We start from the raw sequence: 21,119 nt of genomic DNA on the forward strand, positions 1-21,119 counted from the left end.
CCCAATATCCTTTTGGGATAAAAGGCGGTCTGGAGAAAAAGCTGTAAAGGCTTAGACCGTTTTTTCTTGGCCGCCGGTTTCAACTAACACCATTGGGCCTTCAGGAAGGGTTGCAGCAGGCTTCGGCGTTCTGCCTAAGCTGATCGACTCAGGCTGAATTTGGCTTTGTGCTTCAGCATGCTTAGAAGCATCTGTCGCTACCCAAATCATTCCGGCAGATTGCACCACGCTATGCAAAGGAGTTTCCTCAAGTGCCTGGAAGGAAACTTTTGGAAGTTCGGGTGCAGGCTTTGCAATGACTTCAACGCTTGCTGCTACTGCTACAGCAACAGGTGTTGCAACTGCAGTAGGTGCCGAGTTTTGCGCTGGGCGATTTGATTGACGCGGAGGACGCGGCGCTCTCTCGGTGCGCTCTTGCTTTTCAGCAGCAGGCTTGTTACCAAAGCTATTAGCGAGGTTCTGAATCGGCATCGATGCAGATGCACCAGCCATGCCTACAGGAGGACCTGCAAATGGACTTGCTGACGGTGTTGTAGTAACAGCATCACCATTCTCAGTACGCTCACCACGGTCATTTCTGTTGCGACCACGGCCACGACGATTACGACCACGGCCACGACGCTCTTCACCATCAGCGCTCGGTGTTGCTTCGCTGCCAGGAGCAGCTTCAGTTGCAGGTGTTACTGCAGCTGGATTTGCTTGACGCTCAGGTTTTGGGCCGTTTTGATTGCCTTGGTTACGATTGCCGTTGCGGTTATTGCGATTACCGTTGCGATTGTTGCTGCCTTCAGTGCTTGTACCTTCAGCGGCATTTGCTGCTGGACGTTCAGTACGCTCACCATTGCGCTCGCCACGACGATTACGACCACGGTTACGATCACCACCATTGCCATTGCGGCTTTGGTTGCGACCACGGTTATTACTAGGTGTTGGCTTTTCTTCTGCTGCCGGAGAGGAAGCAAAAAGTTTCTTAATAAAACCAAAGAAACCGCCAGAGCTTTCAGTCGCTACTTTTTCTGTGCGAGCTGGACGTGGTTGGCTGATTGGTGCGGGTTGTGTTGGTGTAATACCTTTGACAGCAGCCTCAGGACGCACTTTAACGTCAGCATCTTTTTTGCTAACAGTTGTATCTGTCTCAAGTTCACGGGCAGCTTCTTCAGCCATCACATAGCTAGCTTTCTGATCATCCAGACGTGGATCGTCATGGCGCAAACGCTCTAGCTTGTAATGTGGTGTTTCTAGATGCTTGTTTGGAACCATTAAGACATTGACTTTGAAGCGCGTCTCAATCTTGATCACTTCAGCACGTTTTTCATTTAAGAGGAAAGCAGCCACTTCGACTGGTACCTGTGTATGAATCGCTGCTGTGTTCTCTTTCATTGCCTCTTCTTGGATGATGCGCAGAACTTGCAATGCAGAAGATTCGGTATCACGGATGTGACCTGTGCCGTTACAACGCGGGCAAGTTACGTGACTACCTTCAGATAAGGCTGGGCGCAAACGCTGGCGTGACATTTCCATCAAACCAAACTTGGAGATCTTGCCCATTTGAACGCGAGCGCGGTCATGGCGGAGAGCATCGCGTAAGCGGTTCTCAACATCCTTCTGAGCCTTGCTCGATTCCATATCAATGAAGTCAATCACGATCAAACCGCCCAAGTCACGCAATCGTGCTTGACGAGCGATTTCATCGGCTGCTTCTAAGTTGGTGCGAGTTGCAGTCTCTTCAATATCAGAGCCACGGGTAGCACGTGCAGAGTTGACGTCCACAGACACTAAAGCTTCGGTGTGGTCAATCACAATCGCGCCGCCTGATGGTAATGGCACAGTACGTGAGTACGCAGTTTCAATTTGATGTTCAATTTGGAAACGAGAGAACAAAGGCACATCATCGTGATAGCGTTTTACTCGTGGCAAATTGTCTGGCATCACTACTGACATAAATGCAGCAGCTTGTTCGTAGATGTCATCGGTATCGATGAGAATCTCACCGATATCTGGCTGGAAGTAATCGCGGATTGCGCGGATCACTAAGCTAGATTCGAGATAAATCAATAGTGGGGCTGAGTTGCCTTTGGCAGCCTCATCAATCGCTTTCCACAATTGCATGAGGTAACTTAAGTCCCACTGCAATTCGGTAGCGTCACGGCCAATGCCAGCGGTACGAGCAATGATGCTCATGCCATCTGGTACTTCCAATTGGGACATGGCTTCACGGAGTTCTTGACGGTCTTCACCTTCAATTCGACGGGAAACGCCACCACCACGTGGGTTATTAGGCATTAACACTAAATAACGACCTGCCAGGGAGATAAAGGAGGTGAGGGCAGCGCCTTTTTGGCCACGCTCTTCTTTTTCTACCTGAACAATGATTTCTTGACCTTCGCGCAGGGCATCCTTAATGGAAGCATTGCGGACGTCGATACCTTCTTTGAAATAAGCTCGAGCAACTTCTTTAAATGGCAAGAAGCCATGACGCTCTTCACCGTAGTTCACAAAGCAAGCCTCTAGAGAGGGTTCAATGCGGGTAATCACACCTTTGTAAATATTGCCTTTGCGTTGTTCGCGACCGGCAGCTTCGATATCAATATCTATGAGTTTTTGGCCATCAACGATGGCAACTCGCAACTCTTCTTGTTGAGTTGCATTAAACAACATGCGTTTCATAACACTCTCCTATGGGGGAGGATGAAGTAAGCGCGCTGCGTTAGGGGACAAGTTAGATGCCGCAAAGGACTAAGCCTAAGGCGGTATATGAGTGTGGTTCATGCAAATCTAGGCACTTTTTGCCTAGTTCACCCAGTTAACTGTTGGTTAATTCGGTGCCACACTTGACGATCGCCGCAGAGACCTCCTTTAGGTCATCAATGCAGGCGCGCGCCTGAAAACTGTCTTCTAATCGCGGGTCGCGGCATACGGCACACCAACCCTGCGCCTCATTACAACGGGGGAGGGGCAACCCCGGGAGTCTTTTAAAGGGCGACTCCAAGCTCCACGATTCAAACCTGACTTCAGGTTGGGATCAAGCCAATAAATTGGCTAGAGCGTTGATTATACGGCACAAGTTGAATGACAATGGGGTATTGTTGAGTCCCTTGTCGTCCCTGAACGAGGCGGCAAGAGAGATAAATCATGAAATCTGACCCAGTATCTAAGCCTCCAAAGGCAAAAACGTCCACGCCGCCCGCAGTCCATTTGCAGACCATTGGTCCAGAAGAGGCTGGCCAACGTTTGGATAACTATTTGCTGCGCTGGGCCAAAGGGGTCCCCAAAAGTCACGTTTATCGGATTATTCGCTCAGGCGAGGTCCGAGTGAATAAAAAACGGGCTGAGCCAACGACTCGCTTGGTTGAGGGGGATGTTGTTCGAGTTCCCCCTGTCAGAATCGCCGAACCTGCTCAAATGGCAGCAGTCAATACTGCCCAAACCAAATCGCGTGCGCGGGGCTATTCCGACAAAATGCCAATCCTGTTTGAGGATGAGGCTCTCTTAATAGTCGATAAGCCGGCTGGTTTGGCGGTTCATGGTGGGTCTGGTATTGCGCTGGGGGTCATTGAGACTTTGCGTATTACCCGTCCTGAGTTGAAATTTTTAGAATTAGTTCATCGTTTAGACCGCGATACCTCTGGAGTCTTGCTGTTGGCGAAAAAGCGCAGCGCCCTGGTGGAGTTGCATCGCCAGATTCGCGAAGGCCAAACCGATAAGCGTTATTACTTGCTTGCACATGGTGAAATCCAGCAAGGCGCCCAAGTGATGCAACTCAAATATCCGCTCCACAAATACTTGTTAGCCAATGGCGAGCGTCGTGTGCGCGTCGATCCTGAAGGATTGCCAAGCCATACCGCTTTGCGTGTCAGTAAAACGATGAAGCGTGATGATGCTGCAATTACTTTGGCGGAGGCACAATTAAAAACGGGGCGCACCCATCAGATCCGTGTTCATTTGCAAAAGTTAGGCCATGCGATTTTGGGTGATGATAAGTATGGATTTGAAGAGCAGGATAAGCTCATCAAATCCAAAAGACTGTATTTACATGCTCACTTGGCTGGCTTTACTCATCCCCGCACAGGCGAGAAGATGCGTATCGAATCGCCCTTGCCATCCGAGTTTGCAGCCATGATAAAAAACTTTGAACAATCTGAAGCGCAATAACGAATGACCCAAGTAGATAAAGCAGATCGTCGCTATGACTTGATCGTATGGGATTGGGATGGAACCATCATGGATTCCACCCCAACCATCGTGCATTGTATTCAGCAAGCATGTCGTGATTTGGGTTTTAAAGAGCCGGATGACGCATTAGCAAGCTCAGTGATTGGCTTGGGCATTCATGATTCATTGCGACGCGCAGTACCTTGGATTGAGCCAGCAAACTTTCCAAAATTGACCGATCGGTTTCGCTTTCACTACTTAGCAAAAGATCATGAGCTTGATTTATTTGTGGGTATTCGTGAGTTACTAGAAAATCTCCGTGCTGACCAGTATCTCCTCGGTGTTGCCACTGGTAAATCCCGTGTTGGATTAGATCGCTCGCTGAAGCATCATCAGATCGGCCACCTGTTTCATGAAACCAGAACGGCGGATGAGTCTTTCTCTAAACCTCATCCTGGCATGCTCCTAGAGTTATCCGATGTCACGCAAGTGCCTACTCGTCGCATGTTGATGATTGGCGATACCACGCATGATTTGGATATGGCTGCTAATGCTGGTGTAGATGCAGTAGCAGTGACCTATGGTGCCCATCCACCAGATACTTTAAAAACATCACCGTCATTAGCTCATGTGGATGATGTGCCACAGCTGGCCCAATGGCTCAAAGAAAATTTGTAACTTATTTGTAACTTAATAGGCAATACTAAGGAATCAAGATGGAAAATAATCCAAACCCAAACTGGGAACGTCAGGCGCTAGAGCACTTGCTCTTGGAGAATCTCAAAGAGACTCGCAAGGCGCGTCGCTGGAAAGCAGTGCTTCGCGTTCTCACTTTATTAGTAATCGTTGGCGTCGTTTTGTCAGTATTTGATTTTCATCTGCCTGGGCGCGGAATGAGTACTGAAAAACATACAGCCTTGGTGACCTTAGAGGGCGAGATCTCCTCAAGCTCGATGGCTAATGCCATGGACATTAACTCTTCATTAGTGTCTGCATTCGAGAATGAACATAGTGCAGGTGTGATTCTGCGCATCAATAGCCCTGGCGGCTCACCGGTTCAGGCAGGCATGATGAATGATGAAATTCATCGTCTGCGTAAGCTGTATCCGAATAAACCATTTTATGTAGTAGTGGAAGATATTTGCGCATCGGGGGGCTACTATGTTGCTGTGGCTGCAGATCAAATCTTGGTGGATAAAGCCAGCTTAGTCGGCTCTATTGGTGTGATCATGGAAGGCTTTGGTTTTACAGGCCTGATGGATAAATTGGGGGTGACTCGTCGCATGATCACTTCGGGCTCTAACAAGGGCATGCTCGACCCCTTTAGTAAGGAAGAGCCTAAACAAGTGGAGATGGTCAAGAAGATGATCGATGAAATCCATCAACAATTTATTCAGGTAGTTAAAGAAGGTCGTGGCGATCGCTTAAAAGACACCCCAGATTTATTCTCCGGACGTATTTGGAATGGTGAGCAAGCAGTGAAGCTCGGTTTGGCGGATGGTTATGGCACTGTTGACTCAGTAGCGCGTGATGTCTTTAAGGCGCCGGATGTGCTTGACTACACCATGAAAGAAAACTTTGCAGAGCGAGTTGCTAAACGCTTTGGTGCAGAAGCTGGAGCGGCTGCTGGTAAAGCGCTAGTAAAGGCGCCAGACTTGAAGTAAAAACACATTGAAAATGATTCGCTCAAAAAAGAGTGAATGAATCTAGGCCAACAGTAAAAATACTGTTGGCCTATTTTGTAATGAGGTACAGGCCGCTTCATTGGAGTAGCGCTTGTGCCAGTCTGCAATTGATAAGGTGGTGATCATTTCAGATTTGAGGCTGAGATCAACGCCCAGACAGAGTAATGTTTGTGGTGCTAAAGCATTCATGCACGCCATCAACATGGCAGTATTCCGATACGGTGTCTCAATCCAAATTTGGGTTTGCTGTAATTTTCTGGATTCAGTTTCTAGTTGCTTTAGTTTGGCGCTACGCTCGTGAGTGTCATGAGGTAAGTAACCCTGAAAGGCAAAGCGCTGGCCATTGAGGCCGCTGGCCATCAGACCTAGCAAGATAGAGCTTGGACCAACCAAAGGTTTTACTTGCGCACCGAGCTTGTGGGCTGCAAGGACTAATTCAGCGCCAGGATCAGCAACGCCTGGTACGCCTGCCTCTGACATGAGACCCATGTCATTTCCAGCAAGGAGTGGCTTTAATAAATCAGCAGGCTTGACTGAATCACCATACTTTGCATTACGCGCAGTACCACGCCATTCACTCATTTGCATTTCTTGAATAGTGCAGACAAGAGGTGACATGCTATCCACGGCTTTTAAGAATGCGCGTGCCGTTTTAGCGTCTTCCACAATCCAATGCTTTAGTTTCGAGGTGTGGGCAATGGTTTCGCTTGGCAATACCCAAGGCAATTGCTCGGCGCGAGCATCGTCACCTAAGGTGTTGGGAACTAAATAGAGCGTACCGAGCTTTGTCATGAAAAGTATTTACTATTTTCTTCGCGGTTTATTTTTTAATTCTTTGATGGAAGGACAAAGCCAGCATCACGCAATAAACCCGTCAGGGCAATGAGAGGCAAGCCAATGAGTGCGGTGGGATCATCGCTTTTAATGGATTCCAAGAGGCTGATACCAAGACCTTCAGACTTGGCACTACCTGCGCAGTCATAGGGCTCTTCGGCCAGTAAATAACTTTCTAGAACTTCATCCGAGAGTTTTCGAAATGCCACTTCAGTCGGGATACTCAAGGTAGTTTGTGTATCGCCCTTCATCAAGCAGAGCGCTGTATGAAAAGTGACGGTTTGACCGCGCATCAGTTGGAGTTGCGCCATCGCTCTTTCGAAATTACCGGGTTTGCCAATTGCTGCACCACAAAGATCTGCCACTTGATCAGAACCAATCACCCATGCATCGGGATATTGCTTAGCAACTGCAGTAGCTTTTGCGTTAGCAAGGCGGAGTGCTAGATCGAGTGTGCTTTCACCAGTGAGCGGTGTTTCATCTACCTTTGGAGAAACCACTTCAAAGGGAATGCGCAGGCGTTCTAACAGTTCGCGGCGATACACCGAGGTGGACGCTAGGATGAGGGACGGGTTCTTTGAAATACTCATTGCTACTGACTTTCGAGGATGCCTTGATTTAGACTGATGCCATGAATCGTAATCAAGTTTTACCTCAAGTCCAGTTATCCGCAGATCCTAGCTCTTTGAAAAGGGTGGATTTTTGCGCTCCGCAATCCTATAAAGGTGCTGGTTTTTTAAGCATCTCTGATATTCCCAGGGTTGCTGAAGAGGTCTCCACCGTGGTTTCGGGGGATGGATTTAACTGGGATTTGGAGACCCATTTTGAGGATTCTCCAGGCAGTGATCCCCGTCAAATACTGGAATTAGGCCTAAAAGGGCGCTTACACCTAGTTTGTCAGCGCTGTTTGCAGGATTGTGCGGTGGATTTAGATGAAAAGCGCCGTTTTATCCTGGTGACTTCAGAGCTTGAGGCAGATGATTACCCCCTGGAAGACGAGGAGCAGGAGCCTTTAGTGGCAAGCCAGCAATTTAACCTCCTGGAAACCATTGAGGACGAGGTCTTGCTCTCTATCCCCTTGATACCTAAGCACCCAGAAGGCTTTTGCGAGCCGCATGCCTCTGTTTTTGGGGGTGAAGATGGTGGAGAGGTGGAGGATAAGCGCGAAAATCCCTTTAACATATTGAAAAATATGAAGAAAAACTGAAAATAGGGCTTTAACTAGCATTGTTGTTTTCAGTAGTCTGGGTTGATAAATCAAGCATTTAGACGCTTTTCCATGCTAGAATGTCGCCTTGCTTAGGAGTTCAATATGGCCGTTCAACAAAATAAAAAATCACCTTCCAAACGTGGCATGCACCGTGCGCACGACTTTTTGACCGCACCTGCTACGGCTGTTGAAGCCACAACTGGTGAGGCTCATTTGCGCCACCACATTTCACCAAACGGCTACTATCGTGGCCGTAAAGTTGTTAAAACTAAAAACGACTAATTTTTTAGTCTAAACAGATAGAAGCGGCTCATATAAAGCCGCTTTTTTCTTAGACAAATGACTTGTAGCAATCAATGAGTTTATGAGCGTTACTCTAGCTATTGATGCCATGGGCGGAGATCATGGAGTCGTCGTGACGGTTCCTGCCGCCTGCGATTTCCTAGAAAAACATACTGACGTCAAGATTGCCCTAGTGGGTGATCCCGATTTGATCAAGCAAGTCTTGAATAAGTCTCCTAAAGCGCCAATCGAGCGTATTCAAATTATTCCCGCGAGTGAAGTGGTATTGATGGATGATCCCATCGAAGTTGCTTTGCGTCGCAAAAAAGATTCATCGATGCGTGTTGCCATTGAGCAAGTGAAAGAAGGCGCTGCTGATGCAGTCATTTCTTCTGGCAATACTGGCGCGTTGATGGCTATTTCTCGCTACATCTTAAAAACCCTTGACGGCGTTGATCGCCCGGCTATTGCTACTGCTATCCCCAATGAATTAGGGCGCGGTACGACGATGTTAGATCTTGGCGCAAACGCAGACTGTGAGCCAATGCACTTAGTACAGTTCGCACAAATGGCCAATGTCATGGTCCAGGTAGTGGATGGCAAACAAAATCCTTCGATTGGTCTTCTTAATATTGGCGAGGAAGTAATCAAAGGCAATGAAGTCGTGAAGCAAACCAGTGAGTTGCTGCGTCAAACCAATTTAAACTTTTACGGCAACGTAGAAGGCAATGATATTTTTAAAGGCACTACCGATATCGTGGTGTGCGATGGATTTGTAGGCAATGTGGTGTTAAAGGCGAGTGAAGGCTTGGCAAAAATGATGAGCGGCATGATTCGTGAAGAATTTAATCGCTCCTTATTGACCAAGTTGATGGCAATTTGCGCCATGGTGCCATTGCTACGGGTACGTAAGCGGGTTGATCATCGCCGCTATAACGGTGCTGTATTGTTAGGTCTGCGGGGCTGTGTGATTAAGAGCCATGGTTCTGCGGATCGTTTTGCTTTTGGTTTTGCCTTAGACCGTGCGTACGAAGCAGCAAAAAATCGCATGGTCGAACGAATTGCCGCAGCCTTTGTGGCGGAGATAAAAGAATGAGTATTTTTGCAAGAGTTGCCGGCACTGGAAGTTATCTTCCGGCCCAGCGCTTAACCAATCAAGACTTAGTTGAGCGTTTGGCGAAGTCCGGCCTAGAGACGAGCGATGAGTGGATTACCACTCGTAGCGGTATTTCTGCGCGTCACTTTGCTGCTGAAAATGAGCTGACGAGTGATCTCGCAGTGAAAGCGGCGCAAGCGGCACTCGCAAGCGCCGGCATTACTTCAGAAGATTTAGACCTCATCATCTTGGCAACCTCAACACCAGATCACTTGGGCGGCTTTCCGAGTACAGCCTGCGTAGTACAAGATAAATTGGGGGCTCATACAGCTTGTGCAGCATTCGATGTACAAGCAGTATGCGCAGGCTTTACTTATGCCATCGCTACAGCAGATGCATTTATTCGTTGCGGCTCCTATAAAAAAGTTTTAGTGATTGGCGCAGAAACCTTCTCACGCATTTTGGATTTTCAAGATCGTGGCACTTGCGTACTATTTGGTGATGGTGCTGGTGCCGTAGTGCTTGAGGCTTCTAGTGAGCCTGGCATTCTGTCTACTGCTTTACATGCCGATGGTAGTCAACGCGACATATTGTGTGTGCCTGGGCGTGCTGGTAACGGTTCAGTGCATGGCTCACCATTTATGACTATGGATGGTCAGGCGGTATTTAAATTGGCAGTCAAAGTATTAGAGCAAGTGGCACATGAGGTTTTGGAAAAAGCCAACCTCAAGCCAGAGCAGATTGATTGGTTAGTTCCGCACCAAGCCAATATTCGCATCATGGAAGGCACGGCTAAAAAGATGGGTATGTCCATGGATAAAGTGATTGTGACTGTTCATGAGCACGGCAATACTTCGGCAGCATCGATTCCATTGGCTTTGGATACGGGCGTACGTTCCGGTCAAATCAAACGTGGCCAGCATCTCTTGTTAGAAGGCGTTGGTGGTGGTTTCGCTTGGGGCGCGGTTGCTCTAAAGTATTAATGAGCGTTAATCCGTATTTATTCTATTTTGACTATTCAATAAATTAATCCCATGACATTTGCATTCGTATTCCCCGGACAAGGCTCCCAATCAGTAGGTATGCTCAACTCGATTTCTGAGCGTCCTGAAGTGCGCACTACTTTGCAAGAGGCATCTGATGCCTTAGGTGAAGATGTTGCAAAGCTGATTGCTGAAGGTCCTGCAGAAGCGTTGTCATTAACCACCAATACTCAGCCTGTTATGTTGACTGCCGCAGTAGCCTTTTACCGCGCCTGGTTGGCTGCGGGTGGCCCCGCTCCAAAAGTGATGGCAGGCCATAGTCTTGGCGAATACTCCGCTTTGGTTGCCTCTGGCGTAATCTCATTTAAAGATGCTGTACCTTTAGTGCGTTTTCGTGCAGAAGCCATGCAAACTGCTGTCCCAGTCGGCACTGGTGGTATGGCTGCCATTCTTGGCTTGGATGATGCGACCGTGATCAAAGTTTGTGCACAAGCAAGTGCTGATTCTAGTGGCGTAGTCGAGGCAGTGAACTTCAATGCTCCTGGTCAGGTGGTGATTGCTGGCTCTAGTGATGCAGTAACAAAAGCTTGCGAGCTATTAAAAGCAGCAGGTGCAAAACGTGCCTTGCCACTCCCAGTGTCTGCGCCATTTCATTCTTCATTATTACAACCAGCTTCTGAAAAACTCAAAGGCTACTTAGCGAATATCGAATTTAAGGCGCCAACGATTGCTGTGATTAACAACGTTGACGTAGAAATTTTGAATGATCCTGTTGCTATTAAAGATGCGTTAGTACGACAAGCTGCAAAACCAGTGCGTTGGCAAGAAACGATTCAAGCAATGGCTACTCAAGGTATTACTCAAGTAGTTGAGTGTGGCCCAGGCAAGGTATTGGCAGGACTGACTAAGCGTATTAATGATCAAGTGACTGGTGTACCGGTATTTGATGATGCTAGCCTGAATGAAGTGCTTGCCACTTTTAAATAAAAACAAATAGATTAAGCAACAATACAGCGGAAGACAAATATGAATCTCGACTTAAGCGGACAAATTGCCCTGGTAACTGGCGCCTCGCGCGGCATTGGTCAAGCGATTGCGGATGAGTTGGTCAAGTGTGGTGCCAAGGTGATTGGTACCGCTACTTCAGAGAACGGTGCGAAAGCGATCGACGATCGTTTAAAGGCTTCTGGTGGTGCTGGTTTGGTATTGAATGTCACCGCACCAAATGCATGTGAAGACATCATTGATCACATTGTGAAAGAGTATGGCGGCATCAATATTTTGGTGAACAACGCTGGCATTACACGTGATAACTTAGCCATGCGCATGAAGTCTGAAGAGTGGACTGATGTGATTGATACCAACTTAAGTTCTGTGTTCCGTCTATCGCAAGCGGTTTTACGTCCTATGATGAAAGCTCGTGGTGGTCGCATTATTAATATCACCTCTATCGTGGGGCATATGGGTAACGCAGGGCAGGCAAATTATGCCGCTGCAAAAGCGGGCGTTTCTGGCATGACTCGAGCATTGGCTCGCGAAATTGGTAGCCGCAATATCACTGTCAATTGCGTGGCCCCCGGCTTTATTGATACCGATATGACTCGTGCTTTGAGTGAAGAACAGCAAAATGCCCTAAAAGTGAACATTCCGCTGGCTAGATTGGGTAGCCCTGAGGATGTGGCTCAGGCAGTGGCTTTTTTAGCCTCTCCAGCAGCCGGTTATGTTACGGGTAACACCCTACATGTCAATGGCGGACTCTATTTAGCCTAACGGCAAAGCAAGGATTTGGACGTTTTTAGGCGAATTTGCTAATTCGGTCCACCAAACTGATAAAATCCTTTTCATCGTTTTTTACAACCCCTGGGGAAATTAATGGACAACATCGAACAACGCGTTAAGAAAATCGTCGCTGAGCAATTGGGCGTCGCTGAAGGAGATATCAAAAATGAATCTTCTTTCGTGAACGACTTGGGCGCTGACTCTCTTGACACTGTTGAGCTGGTTATGGCTTTGGAAGATGAATTCGGCATCGAAATTCCTGATGAGGAAGCTGAAAAGATCACCACAGTTCAGCTCGCGATCGACTTCGCTAAATCAAAAGCTCAGGGTTAATTCCCGAGCCTAGGTACTACTGTGTCAGCATCAAATGGCCGACGCCGGGTAGTAGTCACCGGCCTTGGCCTCATCTCACCTGTTGGTAATTCAGTTGACGTAGCTTGGTCTAATTTGCTGGAAGGCAAATCAGGCATTGCTACGATCACCAAATTTGACCACGCTCCACTTAGCGTTCATTTCGCTGGAGAGGTGAAAGATTTCAACGTCGAAGAATATGTTTCTGCCAAAGAAGCGCGCCATATGGATACCTTTATCCATTACGGTATCGCTGCTGGTACGCAAGCGATTCGCGACAGCGGTCTCGAAATCACAGAGCAAAATGCCGAGCGCGTAGGCGTGATGGTGGGTTCTGGTATTGGCGGCCTGCCAATGATTGAAGAGACTGGCGCTGAGCTTCTCGCTCGCGGGCCTCGTCGCATCTCACCATTCTTCGTTCCAGGCTCAATCATTAATATGATTTCTGGGCACCTCAGTATTTTGTTTGGCCTCAAAGGTCCAAACGTTGCTGCAGTGACTGCATGTACCACTGGATTGCACAGCATTGGTTTGGCTGCGCGTTTAATTCAGTACGGTGATGCCGATGTGATGGTTGCTGGTGGTGCTGAATCCACAATCTCTGCATTGGGGGTTGGTGGCTTTGCTTCTGCAAGAGCACTCTCCACTCGTAATGATGATCCTGCAACCGCTTCCCGTCCTTGGGACAAAGACCGTGATGGTTTTGTTCTTGGTGAAGGTGCCGGTGTTGTTGTACTCGAAGAGTATGAGCACGCAAAAGCACGTGGCGCAAAAATTTATTGCGAATTGATGGGCTTCGGTATGAGCGGTGATGCGTATCACATGACTGCTCCAAATATGGATGGTCCACGTCGTTGCATGGTGAATGCCATGCGCGATGCTGGTTTGAATCCAGACCAAATTCAATACTTAAATGCTCACGGCACTTCTACGCCTTTGGGCGATAAGAATGAAACCGAAGCGATCAAGGCAGCGCTTGGTGACCATGCCAAAAAGGCACTCATTAACTCAACCAAGTCGATGACGGGGCACCTTTTGGGTGGCGCAGGCGGCTTGGAGTCTGTTTTCACTATTCTGGCGCTTCATCACCAGAAATCCCCACCCACCATCAATATCTTCAACCAAGATCCTGAATGTGATTTGGACTACTGCGCCAATACCGCTAGGGATGTGAAGATTGAGCATGCGGTCAAAAACAACTTTGGCTTTGGTGGTACTAACGGCACCTTGATTTTTGGTAAGCTGACCTAATATTCTCTTTATCTCCATTTTTTGGTTTTTACCAAGTAGGTCATAGCATTATGAAAAAGCACTTTATTGCGCTCTTGGCTATTTTGAGTCTTGGGCAGATGTCATTTATTGCACCTGCTGCTGCTCAAAATCCTCGGGTCACTATTCCGGATTTTGCCGACTTGGTTGAGCGCGCAAGTCCAGCCGTCGTCAATATTCGCACGACTGAAAAAGTCATGGTTCAGCAACAGGGCGGTATTCCTGGAATGCCTGAAGATCAAGCTGAATTCTTCCGTCGTTTCTTTGGTGTGCCTATTCCAGGTATTCCGAATGGACCTAAACAAGCGCAGCCAAATCCAGGTAAGCCACAAGAAGCAGATCGTGGCGTGGGCTCTGGTTTCATTATTGAATCGAATGGTTTGATTTTGACAAACGCGCACGTTGTGGAGGGTGCAACGACGATCTATGTCACCTTAACGGATAAGCGTGAGTTCAAGGCGAAGTTACTTGGCATGGATAAGCGCACCGATGTTGCGGTTGTCAAAATTGAAGCACGCGATTTGCCTAAGCTTCCTTTAGGGGATTCATCTAAAGTGCGCGTAGGTGAGTGGGTGCTCGCAATTGGTTCGCCGTTTGGTCTTGAGAATACTGTTACGGCAGGTATTGTCTCAGCCAAGAGTCGTGACACTGGCGACTATCTGCCCTTTATCCAGACTGACGTAGCGGTCAACCCTGGTAACTCGGGCGGCCCATTACTGAATACTGCCGGTCAAGTGATTGGTATTAACTCTCAGATCTTTAGTCGTTCTGGCGGATACATGGGAATCTCATTTGCAATTCCCATTGATGAAGCGATGCGTGTTGCTGATCAATTGCGTACCAACGGAAAAATGACACGGGGTCGTATTGGTGTTGCTTTGGGTGAGATGACAAAAGAAATAGCAGAGAGCTTAGGTTTGGGTAAGCCTCGTGGCGCTTATGTTCGTAATGTGGAGCCAAGCGGTCCTGCTGCTGCAGGTGGTATTGAATCCGGCGATGTGATTCTCAGTTTTAATGGTCGTGAGATTGCGAAATCTACAGACTTGCCTCGAGTGGTTGGTGATACGAAACCGGGAAGCTCTGTGCCAGTGCAAGTTTGGCGTAAAGGTGCTACTCGTGAATTAACCGTTACAGTTACCGATACTGAGTCTGCACAAGCTGCCAAGAAAGCGGATGCACCTGCTGCAAATGGCAGTAGCGCAAATACCTTAGGCGTGACCGTGACGGAATTGTCCGATTCTAAAAAGAAGGATTTGAGCATCAAGAGTGGTGTAGAGGTCACCGGTTTGGGTGACGGTGCGCTTGCTAGAGCAGGAGTTCGTCCTGGAGACGTCATCATTCGGGTGGCAGATACCGATATTACCGGCGTGAAGCAGTTTGAGACCCTCGTTAAAGGCCTTGATACCAATAAGGCTGTTCCGGTCTTTATACGCCGCGCTGACAGCACCCTAGTCATCCCTGTAAGGCCAAAATAAGCCCTTTTTAGGCTAAAAAATGGGGTTCGGCGCCTTCTGGGCGCCACCCATTACAATCACTTTAAGACGACTTTTTGCAGCGCATCATTGTGGTGCGTTCTGACAAGGCGTTTTTCGAATCACTAAATAAGACGCTATGGATTTAATCCGCAATTTTTCTATCATCGCCCATATTGATCACGGCAAATCTACGCTTGCGGATCGCATTATTCAACTTTGTGGCGGCCTTTCTGATCGCGAAATGGAAGCCCAAGTTCTCGATTCAATGGATATTGAACGTGAACGCGGAATCACCATCAAGGCTCAAACAGCGGCCTTAAATTACAAAGCCAAAGACGGCAAGATTTACAACCTCAATCTGATTGATACTCCAGGGCATGTCGACTTCTCGTACGAGGTAAGTCGATCTTTATCTGCTTGTGAGGGTGCTTTATTGGTAGTTGATGCCAGTCAAGGTGTTGAGGCACAAACCGTTGCCAACTGTTACATGGCTCTGGAGTTGGGTGTTGAAGTCGTACCGGTGCTTAATAAAATTGATTTGCCGCAAGCCGATCCTGAGCGCGCAAAAAAAGAAATCGAAGACGTGATTGGTATTGATGCATCAGAAGCTGTTACTTGCTCAGCCAAAACAGGCATGGGTGTTGCAGATGTGATCGAAGAAATGATTGCTAAGGTGCCTCCACCAAAAGGCAATGCGGCAGATCCATTGCAAGCATTGATTATTGATTCTTGGTTTGACAACTACGTTGGCGTCGTCATGCTGATTCGCGTAGTGAATGGCACCTTAAAGCCAAAAGAAAAAATTACCTTAATGGCAAATGGCTCAAGTCATTTAGTTGAGCACGTCGGTGTATTTAGTCCAAAGTCAGTTGATCGCCCAGAGTTATCTGCGGGTCAAGTGGGATTTGTGATTGCTGGAATTAAGGAATTAAAAGCCGCCAAAGTTGGCGACACTGTGACGCATTCTCCTGGACAGCAAGGGCGAGTTCCCGCTACTGAGCCTCTGCCTGGATTTAAAGAAGTGAAGCCTCAAGTGTTTGCTGGCCTCTATCCCGTTGAAGCCAGTGAGTATGATCAATTGCGCGAATCACTTGAGAAGCTTAAGTTAAATGACGCTTCTCTTTTATATGAGCCAGAGGTATCGCAAGCTTTAGGGTTTGGATTTCGTTGTGGATTCTTAGGATTGCTCCATATGGAGATCGTGCAAGAGCGTTTAGAGCGCCAGTACGGCATGAACTTGATTACGACTGCACCAACTGTGGTGTATCAAGTACAACAATCCGATGGCACCATCTTGATGGTCGACAACCCTTCTAAGATGCCAGAGACCAGCAAGGTCGATACGATCATGGAACCGATTGTGACTGTCAATCTCTATATGCCGCAAGAGTATGTGGGTTCTGTGATTACCTTGTGCGTTGGTAAACGCGGTATTCAGACAGGGATGAATTATTTAGGTCGCCAAGTGCAACTTACTTACGAATTACCCATGGCAGAAATCGTCCTCGACTTTTTTGATCGTCTTAAATCCATCTCTCGCGGCTATGCCTCGATGGATTATGAGTTCAAAGAATATCGTCCAGCAGATGTGGTCAAAGTTGATATCTTGATTAATGGCGATCGTGTTGATGCGCTCTCCGTGATTGTGCATAGAAGCAATAGCCAACATCGCGGTCGTGAAGTGGTTTCTAAGATGCGGGGCATTATTCCCCGTCAAATGTTTGATGTAGCTATTCAGGCAGCTATTGGCAGCAATATTGTTGCTCGTGAAAACGTCAAAGCATTACGCAAGAACGTATTGGCTAAATGCTACGGTGGTGATATTTCCCGTAAGCGTAAGCTATTAGAGAAGCAAAAAGAAGGTAAGAAGCGCATGAAGCAGGTGGGTAACGTCGAGATTCCACAAGAGGCCTTCTTGGCTATTTTGCAGGTAGAAGATTAATGAACTTCGCTCTTATTCTCTTCATTCTGGTAATCGTGTCAGGTATCGCTTGGATTGCGGATAAGATGTACTTTGCCCCACAAAGAAAAGTGGCTGGTGTTGATCGTATGCCTTTATGGTTGGAGTACACCGCAGGCTTCTTTCCAGTCATTTGCGCAGTATTTGTATTGCGCTCTTTCATTGTTGAGCCCTTCAAGATTCCATCAGGATCGATGATCCCAACATTACAAATTGGCGATTTCATTTTGGTGAATAAGTTCACCTACGGCATTCGTTTACCAGTGATAAATAAGAAAGTAGTTGATCTAGGAACTCCTAAGCGTGGCGATGTTATTGTGTTTCGCTACCCACGCGACGAGTCTGTGGACTACATCAAGCGTGTCGTTGCTTTGCCAGGCGATGTGATTACCTATGAAGATAAACGCTTAAGAATTAATGGTCAGCCTTTACAGTACAGTGGTGGCGAGTCCTATCTCGATCCCGAGAATATGCGCTATGCCAAGCGTTTCACAGAAACATTCCCAGTAGATTTGGGTGGCAATCGCCATGAGATTCTGAATGATCCAGATCGTCCAGCAACCGTCTTTCCAACAGAACGTTTTCCAGGTGCTGAATTCTGTCAATACCAGCCAAGTGGTTTGACTTGCAAAGTGCCTGAGGGGCATTACTTTGCCATGGGAGATAACCGTGATAACAGTGCCGACTCTCGTTATTGGGGTTTTGTGCCCGATAAGAATATTGTGGGTAGAGCATTTTTTGTATGGCTTAACCTAGGCAATCTAGGTCGCATTGGTGGCTTTGAGTAAAAGAGCATGAACGCGCGCGCTGTCATCGAAACCGCACCGCTTCAAGAGCGCCTTGGCTATACCTTCAAGAAGCCTGAGCTCTTAAATCAGGCTCTGACTCACCGCAGTCATAGCAAGAAAAACAACGAGCGCTTAGAGTTTTTGGGCGACTCCATTCTCAATTGTGTTGTAGCTGACTTGCTATACGAGCGTTACTCCGATTTAGATGAAGGCGACCTTTCTCGTGTGCGCGCAAATTTGGTCAAACAACAAGCCTTGTATGAGATTGCCCAAACTCTCTCTTTGTCAGACTATCTGCGCTTAGGCGAGGGTGAGCTTAAGAGTGGCGGCTTCCGTCGGCCATCTATCTTGGCAGATACCCTAGAGGCAGTAACAGGTGCCATCTTTTTGGATGGTGGCTTTGAAGCAGCAAAAACCTGTTTGCGCAAACTGTATACGATTATTCTCACGCAGGTAGATCCCAAGACATTAGGTAAAGACGATAAAACGCTCTTGCAAGAATGTCTGCAAAGTTACCAGTTACCATTGCCAACCTATAACGTAACGGGTACTAGTGGTGCTGCACATAATCAACAGTTTGAAGTGGAGTGTTTGATACCAAGCCTCAAGATCTCCGTCAAAGGTGAAGGTGCATCTCGCCGTGCTGCTGAACAATCAGCTGCTAAGGCAGCGTTGGCTGCGGTCTTGAAAGCATTGCCTCAAGAATCTCGTAAACCAAAGAAAACCCGGTCAGCCAAGAAAAAAGCAGCAAAGAAAGAAGCGACCGAAGAGCAGTTAAACCTCAAGCTAAAGGGCTAATCGTGTTTAGATGCGGCACTATCGCCATTGTTGGGCGTCCCAATATGGGCAAATCAACACTGCTCAATGCATTGGTTGGTCAAAAGATCAGCATTACTTCACGTAAGGCGCAGACAACACGTCATCGCATCTTAGGAATTCAGAATCGCGAAGAGGCACAATTTATTTTTATTGATACGCCTGGTTTCCAGACGCGCTTGATGAATACCCTCAACAAGGCATTGAACCGCACTGTAACTACTGCATTACAAGACGTAAACGTGGCTTGCTTTGTGGTCGAGGCGGGTTACTTTGGCGAAGACGATAAAAAGGTATTGAAGCTGTTACCAGATGATCTGCCGGTAGTGCTGGTATTAAACAAGTTGGACTTATTTAATAGTCGCTTTCAGACTCCATCGGAGCGTGATCAAGCCCTACTCAATTTTATGAAGGAAATGTCTAAGCCTTGGTGTGAGTTGGGTGGCCATGAAGATCAAAAGTGTGAGTTTGCAGAAATCGTGCCTATGAGTGCAAAGAGCCCTGGCGATATCGAAAGACTTTTAGATGTGCTTGAGGGCTATCTACCTGAGGCGCCAGCAGTCTATGATGGCGATACCATTACCGATCGAAGCGAACGTTTCTTAGCCGCTGAGATATTGCGCGAGAAGGTATTTCGTTTCACTGGTGAAGAGTTGCCTTACACCTCTACTGTAGTGATTGATCAATTCAAGATGGATGGCAAGATGCGCCGTATTGCTGCAACCATTTTGGTAGACCGCGATAGTCATAAGGCTATGATCATTGGTCAAAAAGGCGAACGCTTGAAGAAGATCTCTACGGATGCTCGCATCGATATGGAAAAGCTCTTTGATGGCAAAGTCTTTTTGGAGACTTGGGTCAAGGTCAAGCGTGGTTGGGCAGATGATCGCGCTGAATTACGGGCGCAGGGTCTGGAATAAATTTCTATGGCCTCGATTCGCGTTGCTGACGAGCCTGCCTTTGTTTTGCATAGCATTCCCTATAAAGAGACCAGCTTAATTCTGGACGTCTTTACGCGGCAGTATGGCCGCATGGCCCTGATTGCCAAGGGAGCTAAACGCCCGCATTCAACATTGCGTCCAGTCTTGCAACGTTTTCAGCCGCTCTTAGTTTCCTGGAGCGGGAAGTCTGAGTTACGCACGCTCACCAAATCAGAGTGGGTTGGTGGTATGCCTTCCTTAGTTGGCGATGCTCTGCTCTGTGGCTTCTATCTCAATGAATTGCTGGTGAAGTTTTTGGCGCGCGAGGATGAGTACGAAAAACTCTATGATCGTTACGCAGATACTATTAATGCTTTATCGAATCTCGAATTTGAATCTAAGGGCCTAGAAGAAATCCTCCGCCCCTTTGAGTTATCTTTATTGCAAGAGACAGGTTATGCCGCTGCCTTAGACCGTTGCGTAGAAACGAACCAAGCTCCTGATGCTCAAACTCAATATGTCTACCAGCCAGAGCGAGGTGTGCGTCCAGCTCAAGGAGATGATCCTGGCCACTGGCCGGTCCTGAAAGGCCAATCTTTACTGGCTATTGCTGCCGGTGATTTTTCTGATCCAGAGACACTATCTGAAAGTAAGCAGTTAATGCGTTTTCTCTTGGGTCTGCATTTGCAGGATCAAGTCTTGACGACCCGTCAAATTTTGATTGATTTGAAGAAAATCTAGTAATCTAGAGACATGACAGCCCTAGTAGCCAAACCCGCCCTAGAACTCGGCATCAATATTGATCACGTTGCTACTTTACGCAATGCGCGTGGCACGATCTATCCTGATCCGCTCAAGGCGGCGCACTTGGCTGAAGAAGCTGGGGCGGATTTAATTACCTTGCATTTGCGTGAAGATCGCCGTCATATTAAAGACGCTGATTTGTTAGCATTACGTCCTCTCATTAAGACTCGGATGAATCTGGAGTGTGCTGTTACTCCTGAGATGCTGAATATTGCTTGCAAGGTAAGGCCGCACGATGTCTGTTTGGTACCAGAGAAGCGCGAAGAAGTTACCACTGAAGGTGGGCTAGATATTGTGGGGCACTTTGATGCAGTCAAAGCTGCTACTAAGCAATTGCAAGATGCTGGTATTCGGGTTTCGCTATTCATCGATCCAGAAGAAAAGCAAATACAGGCAGCTAAAGATATTGGGGCTACCGTGATTGAGTTGCACACAGGTCGATATGCTGATTTATCAGGCGCAGAACAAAAAACAGAATTGGAGCGTATTCGTAAAGCCGCTCAGTTCGGTAAAGGTATTGGACTTAGAGTTAATGCTGGCCATGGTTTGCATGAAGGCAATGTGATGGCGGTAGCTGCTATTGCAGAACTATCAGAATTAAATATTGGCCATGCCATTGTGGCTGAGGCATTGTTTAAGGGTTGGCAAAAAGCCATCACCGATATGAAATCCTTGATGGCTCAAGGTAGAGCTAAGTCCTAGAGATAACATCCAC

21 protein-coding genes are annotated in these 21,119 nt (G+C 47.5%); 18 read left to right on the forward strand and 3 right to left on the reverse strand.

From position 1 onward, the window contains the following. Positions 1-51: 51 nt before the first annotated feature. Entirely contained in the window at positions 52-2,667 is a 2,616-nt protein-coding gene (locus FD968_RS02145; RefSeq protein ID WP_215367159.1) for an Rne/Rng family ribonuclease, read from the reverse strand. 465 nt (positions 2,668-3,132) lie between these two features. On the opposite strand from FD968_RS02145, the gene FD968_RS02150 reads away from it, so the two are divergent. Genes FD968_RS02150 through FD968_RS02160 form a run of 3 tightly spaced genes read left to right on the forward strand, consistent with a single transcriptional unit; the run spans position 3,133 to position 5,816 of the window. Next, complete coding sequence (locus FD968_RS02150) at positions 3,133-4,152, forward strand: RluA family pseudouridine synthase (protein ID WP_215367160.1); 1,020 nt, start codon at positions 3,133-3,135, stop codon at positions 4,150-4,152. Positions 4,153-4,155: 3 nt separating this feature from the next. Continuing rightward, positions 4,156-4,830, forward strand: a complete 675-nt coding sequence (locus FD968_RS02155) for an HAD-IA family hydrolase (RefSeq protein WP_215367161.1) — start codon at positions 4,156-4,158, stop codon at positions 4,828-4,830. A gap of 38 nt (positions 4,831-4,868) precedes the next feature. After that, positions 4,869-5,816, forward strand: coding sequence for a S49 family peptidase (locus FD968_RS02160; RefSeq protein ID WP_215367162.1), 948 nt, complete (start codon positions 4,869-4,871; stop codon positions 5,814-5,816). Between the two features lie 42 nt (positions 5,817-5,858). Here the strand turns inward: FD968_RS02160 and FD968_RS02165 are convergent, their stop codons facing one another. Next, positions 5,859-6,629 (reverse strand): SAM-dependent methyltransferase, encoded by a 771-nt coding sequence (locus tag FD968_RS02165; protein WP_215367163.1) that lies wholly within the window; start codon positions 6,627-6,629, stop codon positions 5,859-5,861. A 35-nt stretch (positions 6,630-6,664) separates the two neighbouring features. Further along, complete coding sequence (locus tag FD968_RS02170) at positions 6,665-7,261, reverse strand: Maf family nucleotide pyrophosphatase (RefSeq protein ID WP_215367164.1); 597 nt, start codon at positions 7,259-7,261, stop codon at positions 6,665-6,667. 41 nt (positions 7,262-7,302) lie between these two features. Here FD968_RS02170 and FD968_RS02175 point away from each other — a divergent pair, with 41 nt between their 5' ends. The 15 genes from FD968_RS02175 (at position 7,303) to pdxJ (ending at position 21,106) form a co-directional block, all read left to right on the forward strand. Beyond that, positions 7,303-7,878 (forward strand): DUF177 domain-containing protein, encoded by a 576-nt coding sequence (locus tag FD968_RS02175; protein ID WP_215367165.1) that lies wholly within the window; start codon positions 7,303-7,305, stop codon positions 7,876-7,878. A 105-nt stretch (positions 7,879-7,983) separates the two neighbouring features. Beyond that, the gene (gene rpmF, locus FD968_RS02180) at positions 7,984-8,163 is read left to right on the forward strand and encodes a 50S ribosomal protein L32 (RefSeq protein ID WP_011902241.1); all 180 of its coding nucleotides are present in this window, start codon (positions 7,984-7,986) and stop codon (positions 8,161-8,163) included. 82 nt (positions 8,164-8,245) lie between these two features. After that, entirely contained in the window at positions 8,246-9,259 is a 1,014-nt protein-coding gene (gene plsX, locus FD968_RS02185; RefSeq protein ID WP_215367166.1) for a phosphate acyltransferase PlsX, read from the forward strand. Then, positions 9,256-10,242 carry a beta-ketoacyl-ACP synthase III gene (locus FD968_RS02190; RefSeq protein ID WP_305848943.1) on the forward strand — a complete coding sequence of 329 codons (987 nt, stop codon included), beginning with the start codon at positions 9,256-9,258 and terminating at the stop codon, positions 10,240-10,242. The genes plsX and FD968_RS02190 overlap by 4 nt, the downstream gene beginning before the upstream one ends. Before the next feature lie 51 nt (positions 10,243-10,293). Then, complete coding sequence (gene fabD, locus FD968_RS02195; RefSeq protein WP_215367167.1) at positions 10,294-11,229, forward strand: ACP S-malonyltransferase; 936 nt, start codon at positions 10,294-10,296, stop codon at positions 11,227-11,229. Between the two features lie 39 nt (positions 11,230-11,268). Then, on the forward strand, positions 11,269-12,012 hold the full coding sequence (gene fabG, locus FD968_RS02200) for a 3-oxoacyl-ACP reductase FabG (RefSeq protein WP_215367168.1): 744 nt from the start codon (positions 11,269-11,271) through the stop codon (positions 12,010-12,012). Between the two features lie 102 nt (positions 12,013-12,114). Further along, on the forward strand, positions 12,115-12,354 hold the full coding sequence (acpP, locus tag FD968_RS02205) for an acyl carrier protein (RefSeq protein ID WP_028819177.1): 240 nt from the start codon (positions 12,115-12,117) through the stop codon (positions 12,352-12,354). A 21-nt stretch (positions 12,355-12,375) separates the two neighbouring features. Then, a complete protein-coding gene (fabF, locus tag FD968_RS02210; protein WP_215367169.1) occupies positions 12,376-13,623 on the forward strand; it encodes a beta-ketoacyl-ACP synthase II in 1,248 nt (415 codons plus the stop codon). Positions 13,624-13,673: 50 nt separating this feature from the next. Continuing rightward, the gene (locus tag FD968_RS02215; RefSeq protein ID WP_215367170.1) at positions 13,674-15,116 is read left to right on the forward strand and encodes a DegQ family serine endoprotease; all 1,443 of its coding nucleotides are present in this window, start codon (positions 13,674-13,676) and stop codon (positions 15,114-15,116) included. Positions 15,117-15,252: 136 nt separating this feature from the next. After that, on the forward strand, positions 15,253-17,058 hold the full coding sequence (lepA, locus tag FD968_RS02220; protein ID WP_215367171.1) for a translation elongation factor 4: 1,806 nt from the start codon (positions 15,253-15,255) through the stop codon (positions 17,056-17,058). Then, positions 17,058-17,864 carry a signal peptidase I gene (gene lepB, locus FD968_RS02225; protein ID WP_215367172.1) on the forward strand — a complete coding sequence of 269 codons (807 nt, stop codon included), beginning with the start codon at positions 17,058-17,060 and terminating at the stop codon, positions 17,862-17,864. Before lepA ends, lepB begins: the two co-directional genes overlap by 1 nt. Before the next feature lie 6 nt (positions 17,865-17,870). Then, entirely contained in the window at positions 17,871-18,662 is a 792-nt protein-coding gene (gene rnc, locus FD968_RS02230; protein ID WP_215367173.1) for a ribonuclease III, read from the forward strand. A 44-nt stretch (positions 18,663-18,706) separates the two neighbouring features. Then, on the forward strand, positions 18,707-19,600 hold the full coding sequence (gene era, locus FD968_RS02235; protein ID WP_251367664.1) for a GTPase Era: 894 nt from the start codon (positions 18,707-18,709) through the stop codon (positions 19,598-19,600). Between the two features lie 6 nt (positions 19,601-19,606). Then, the gene (recO, locus tag FD968_RS02240; protein WP_215367175.1) at positions 19,607-20,341 is read left to right on the forward strand and encodes a DNA repair protein RecO; all 735 of its coding nucleotides are present in this window, start codon (positions 19,607-19,609) and stop codon (positions 20,339-20,341) included. 12 nt (positions 20,342-20,353) lie between these two features. After that, positions 20,354-21,106, forward strand: a complete 753-nt coding sequence (gene pdxJ, locus FD968_RS02245) for a pyridoxine 5'-phosphate synthase (RefSeq protein WP_215367176.1) — start codon at positions 20,354-20,356, stop codon at positions 21,104-21,106. The last annotated feature ends 13 nt before the right edge of the window (positions 21,107-21,119 follow it).

Origin of the sequence: Polynucleobacter sp. AP-Titi-500A-B4, assembly GCF_018688095.1 — a bacterium.
GTDB lineage: Bacteria > Pseudomonadota > Gammaproteobacteria > Burkholderiales > Burkholderiaceae > Polynucleobacter.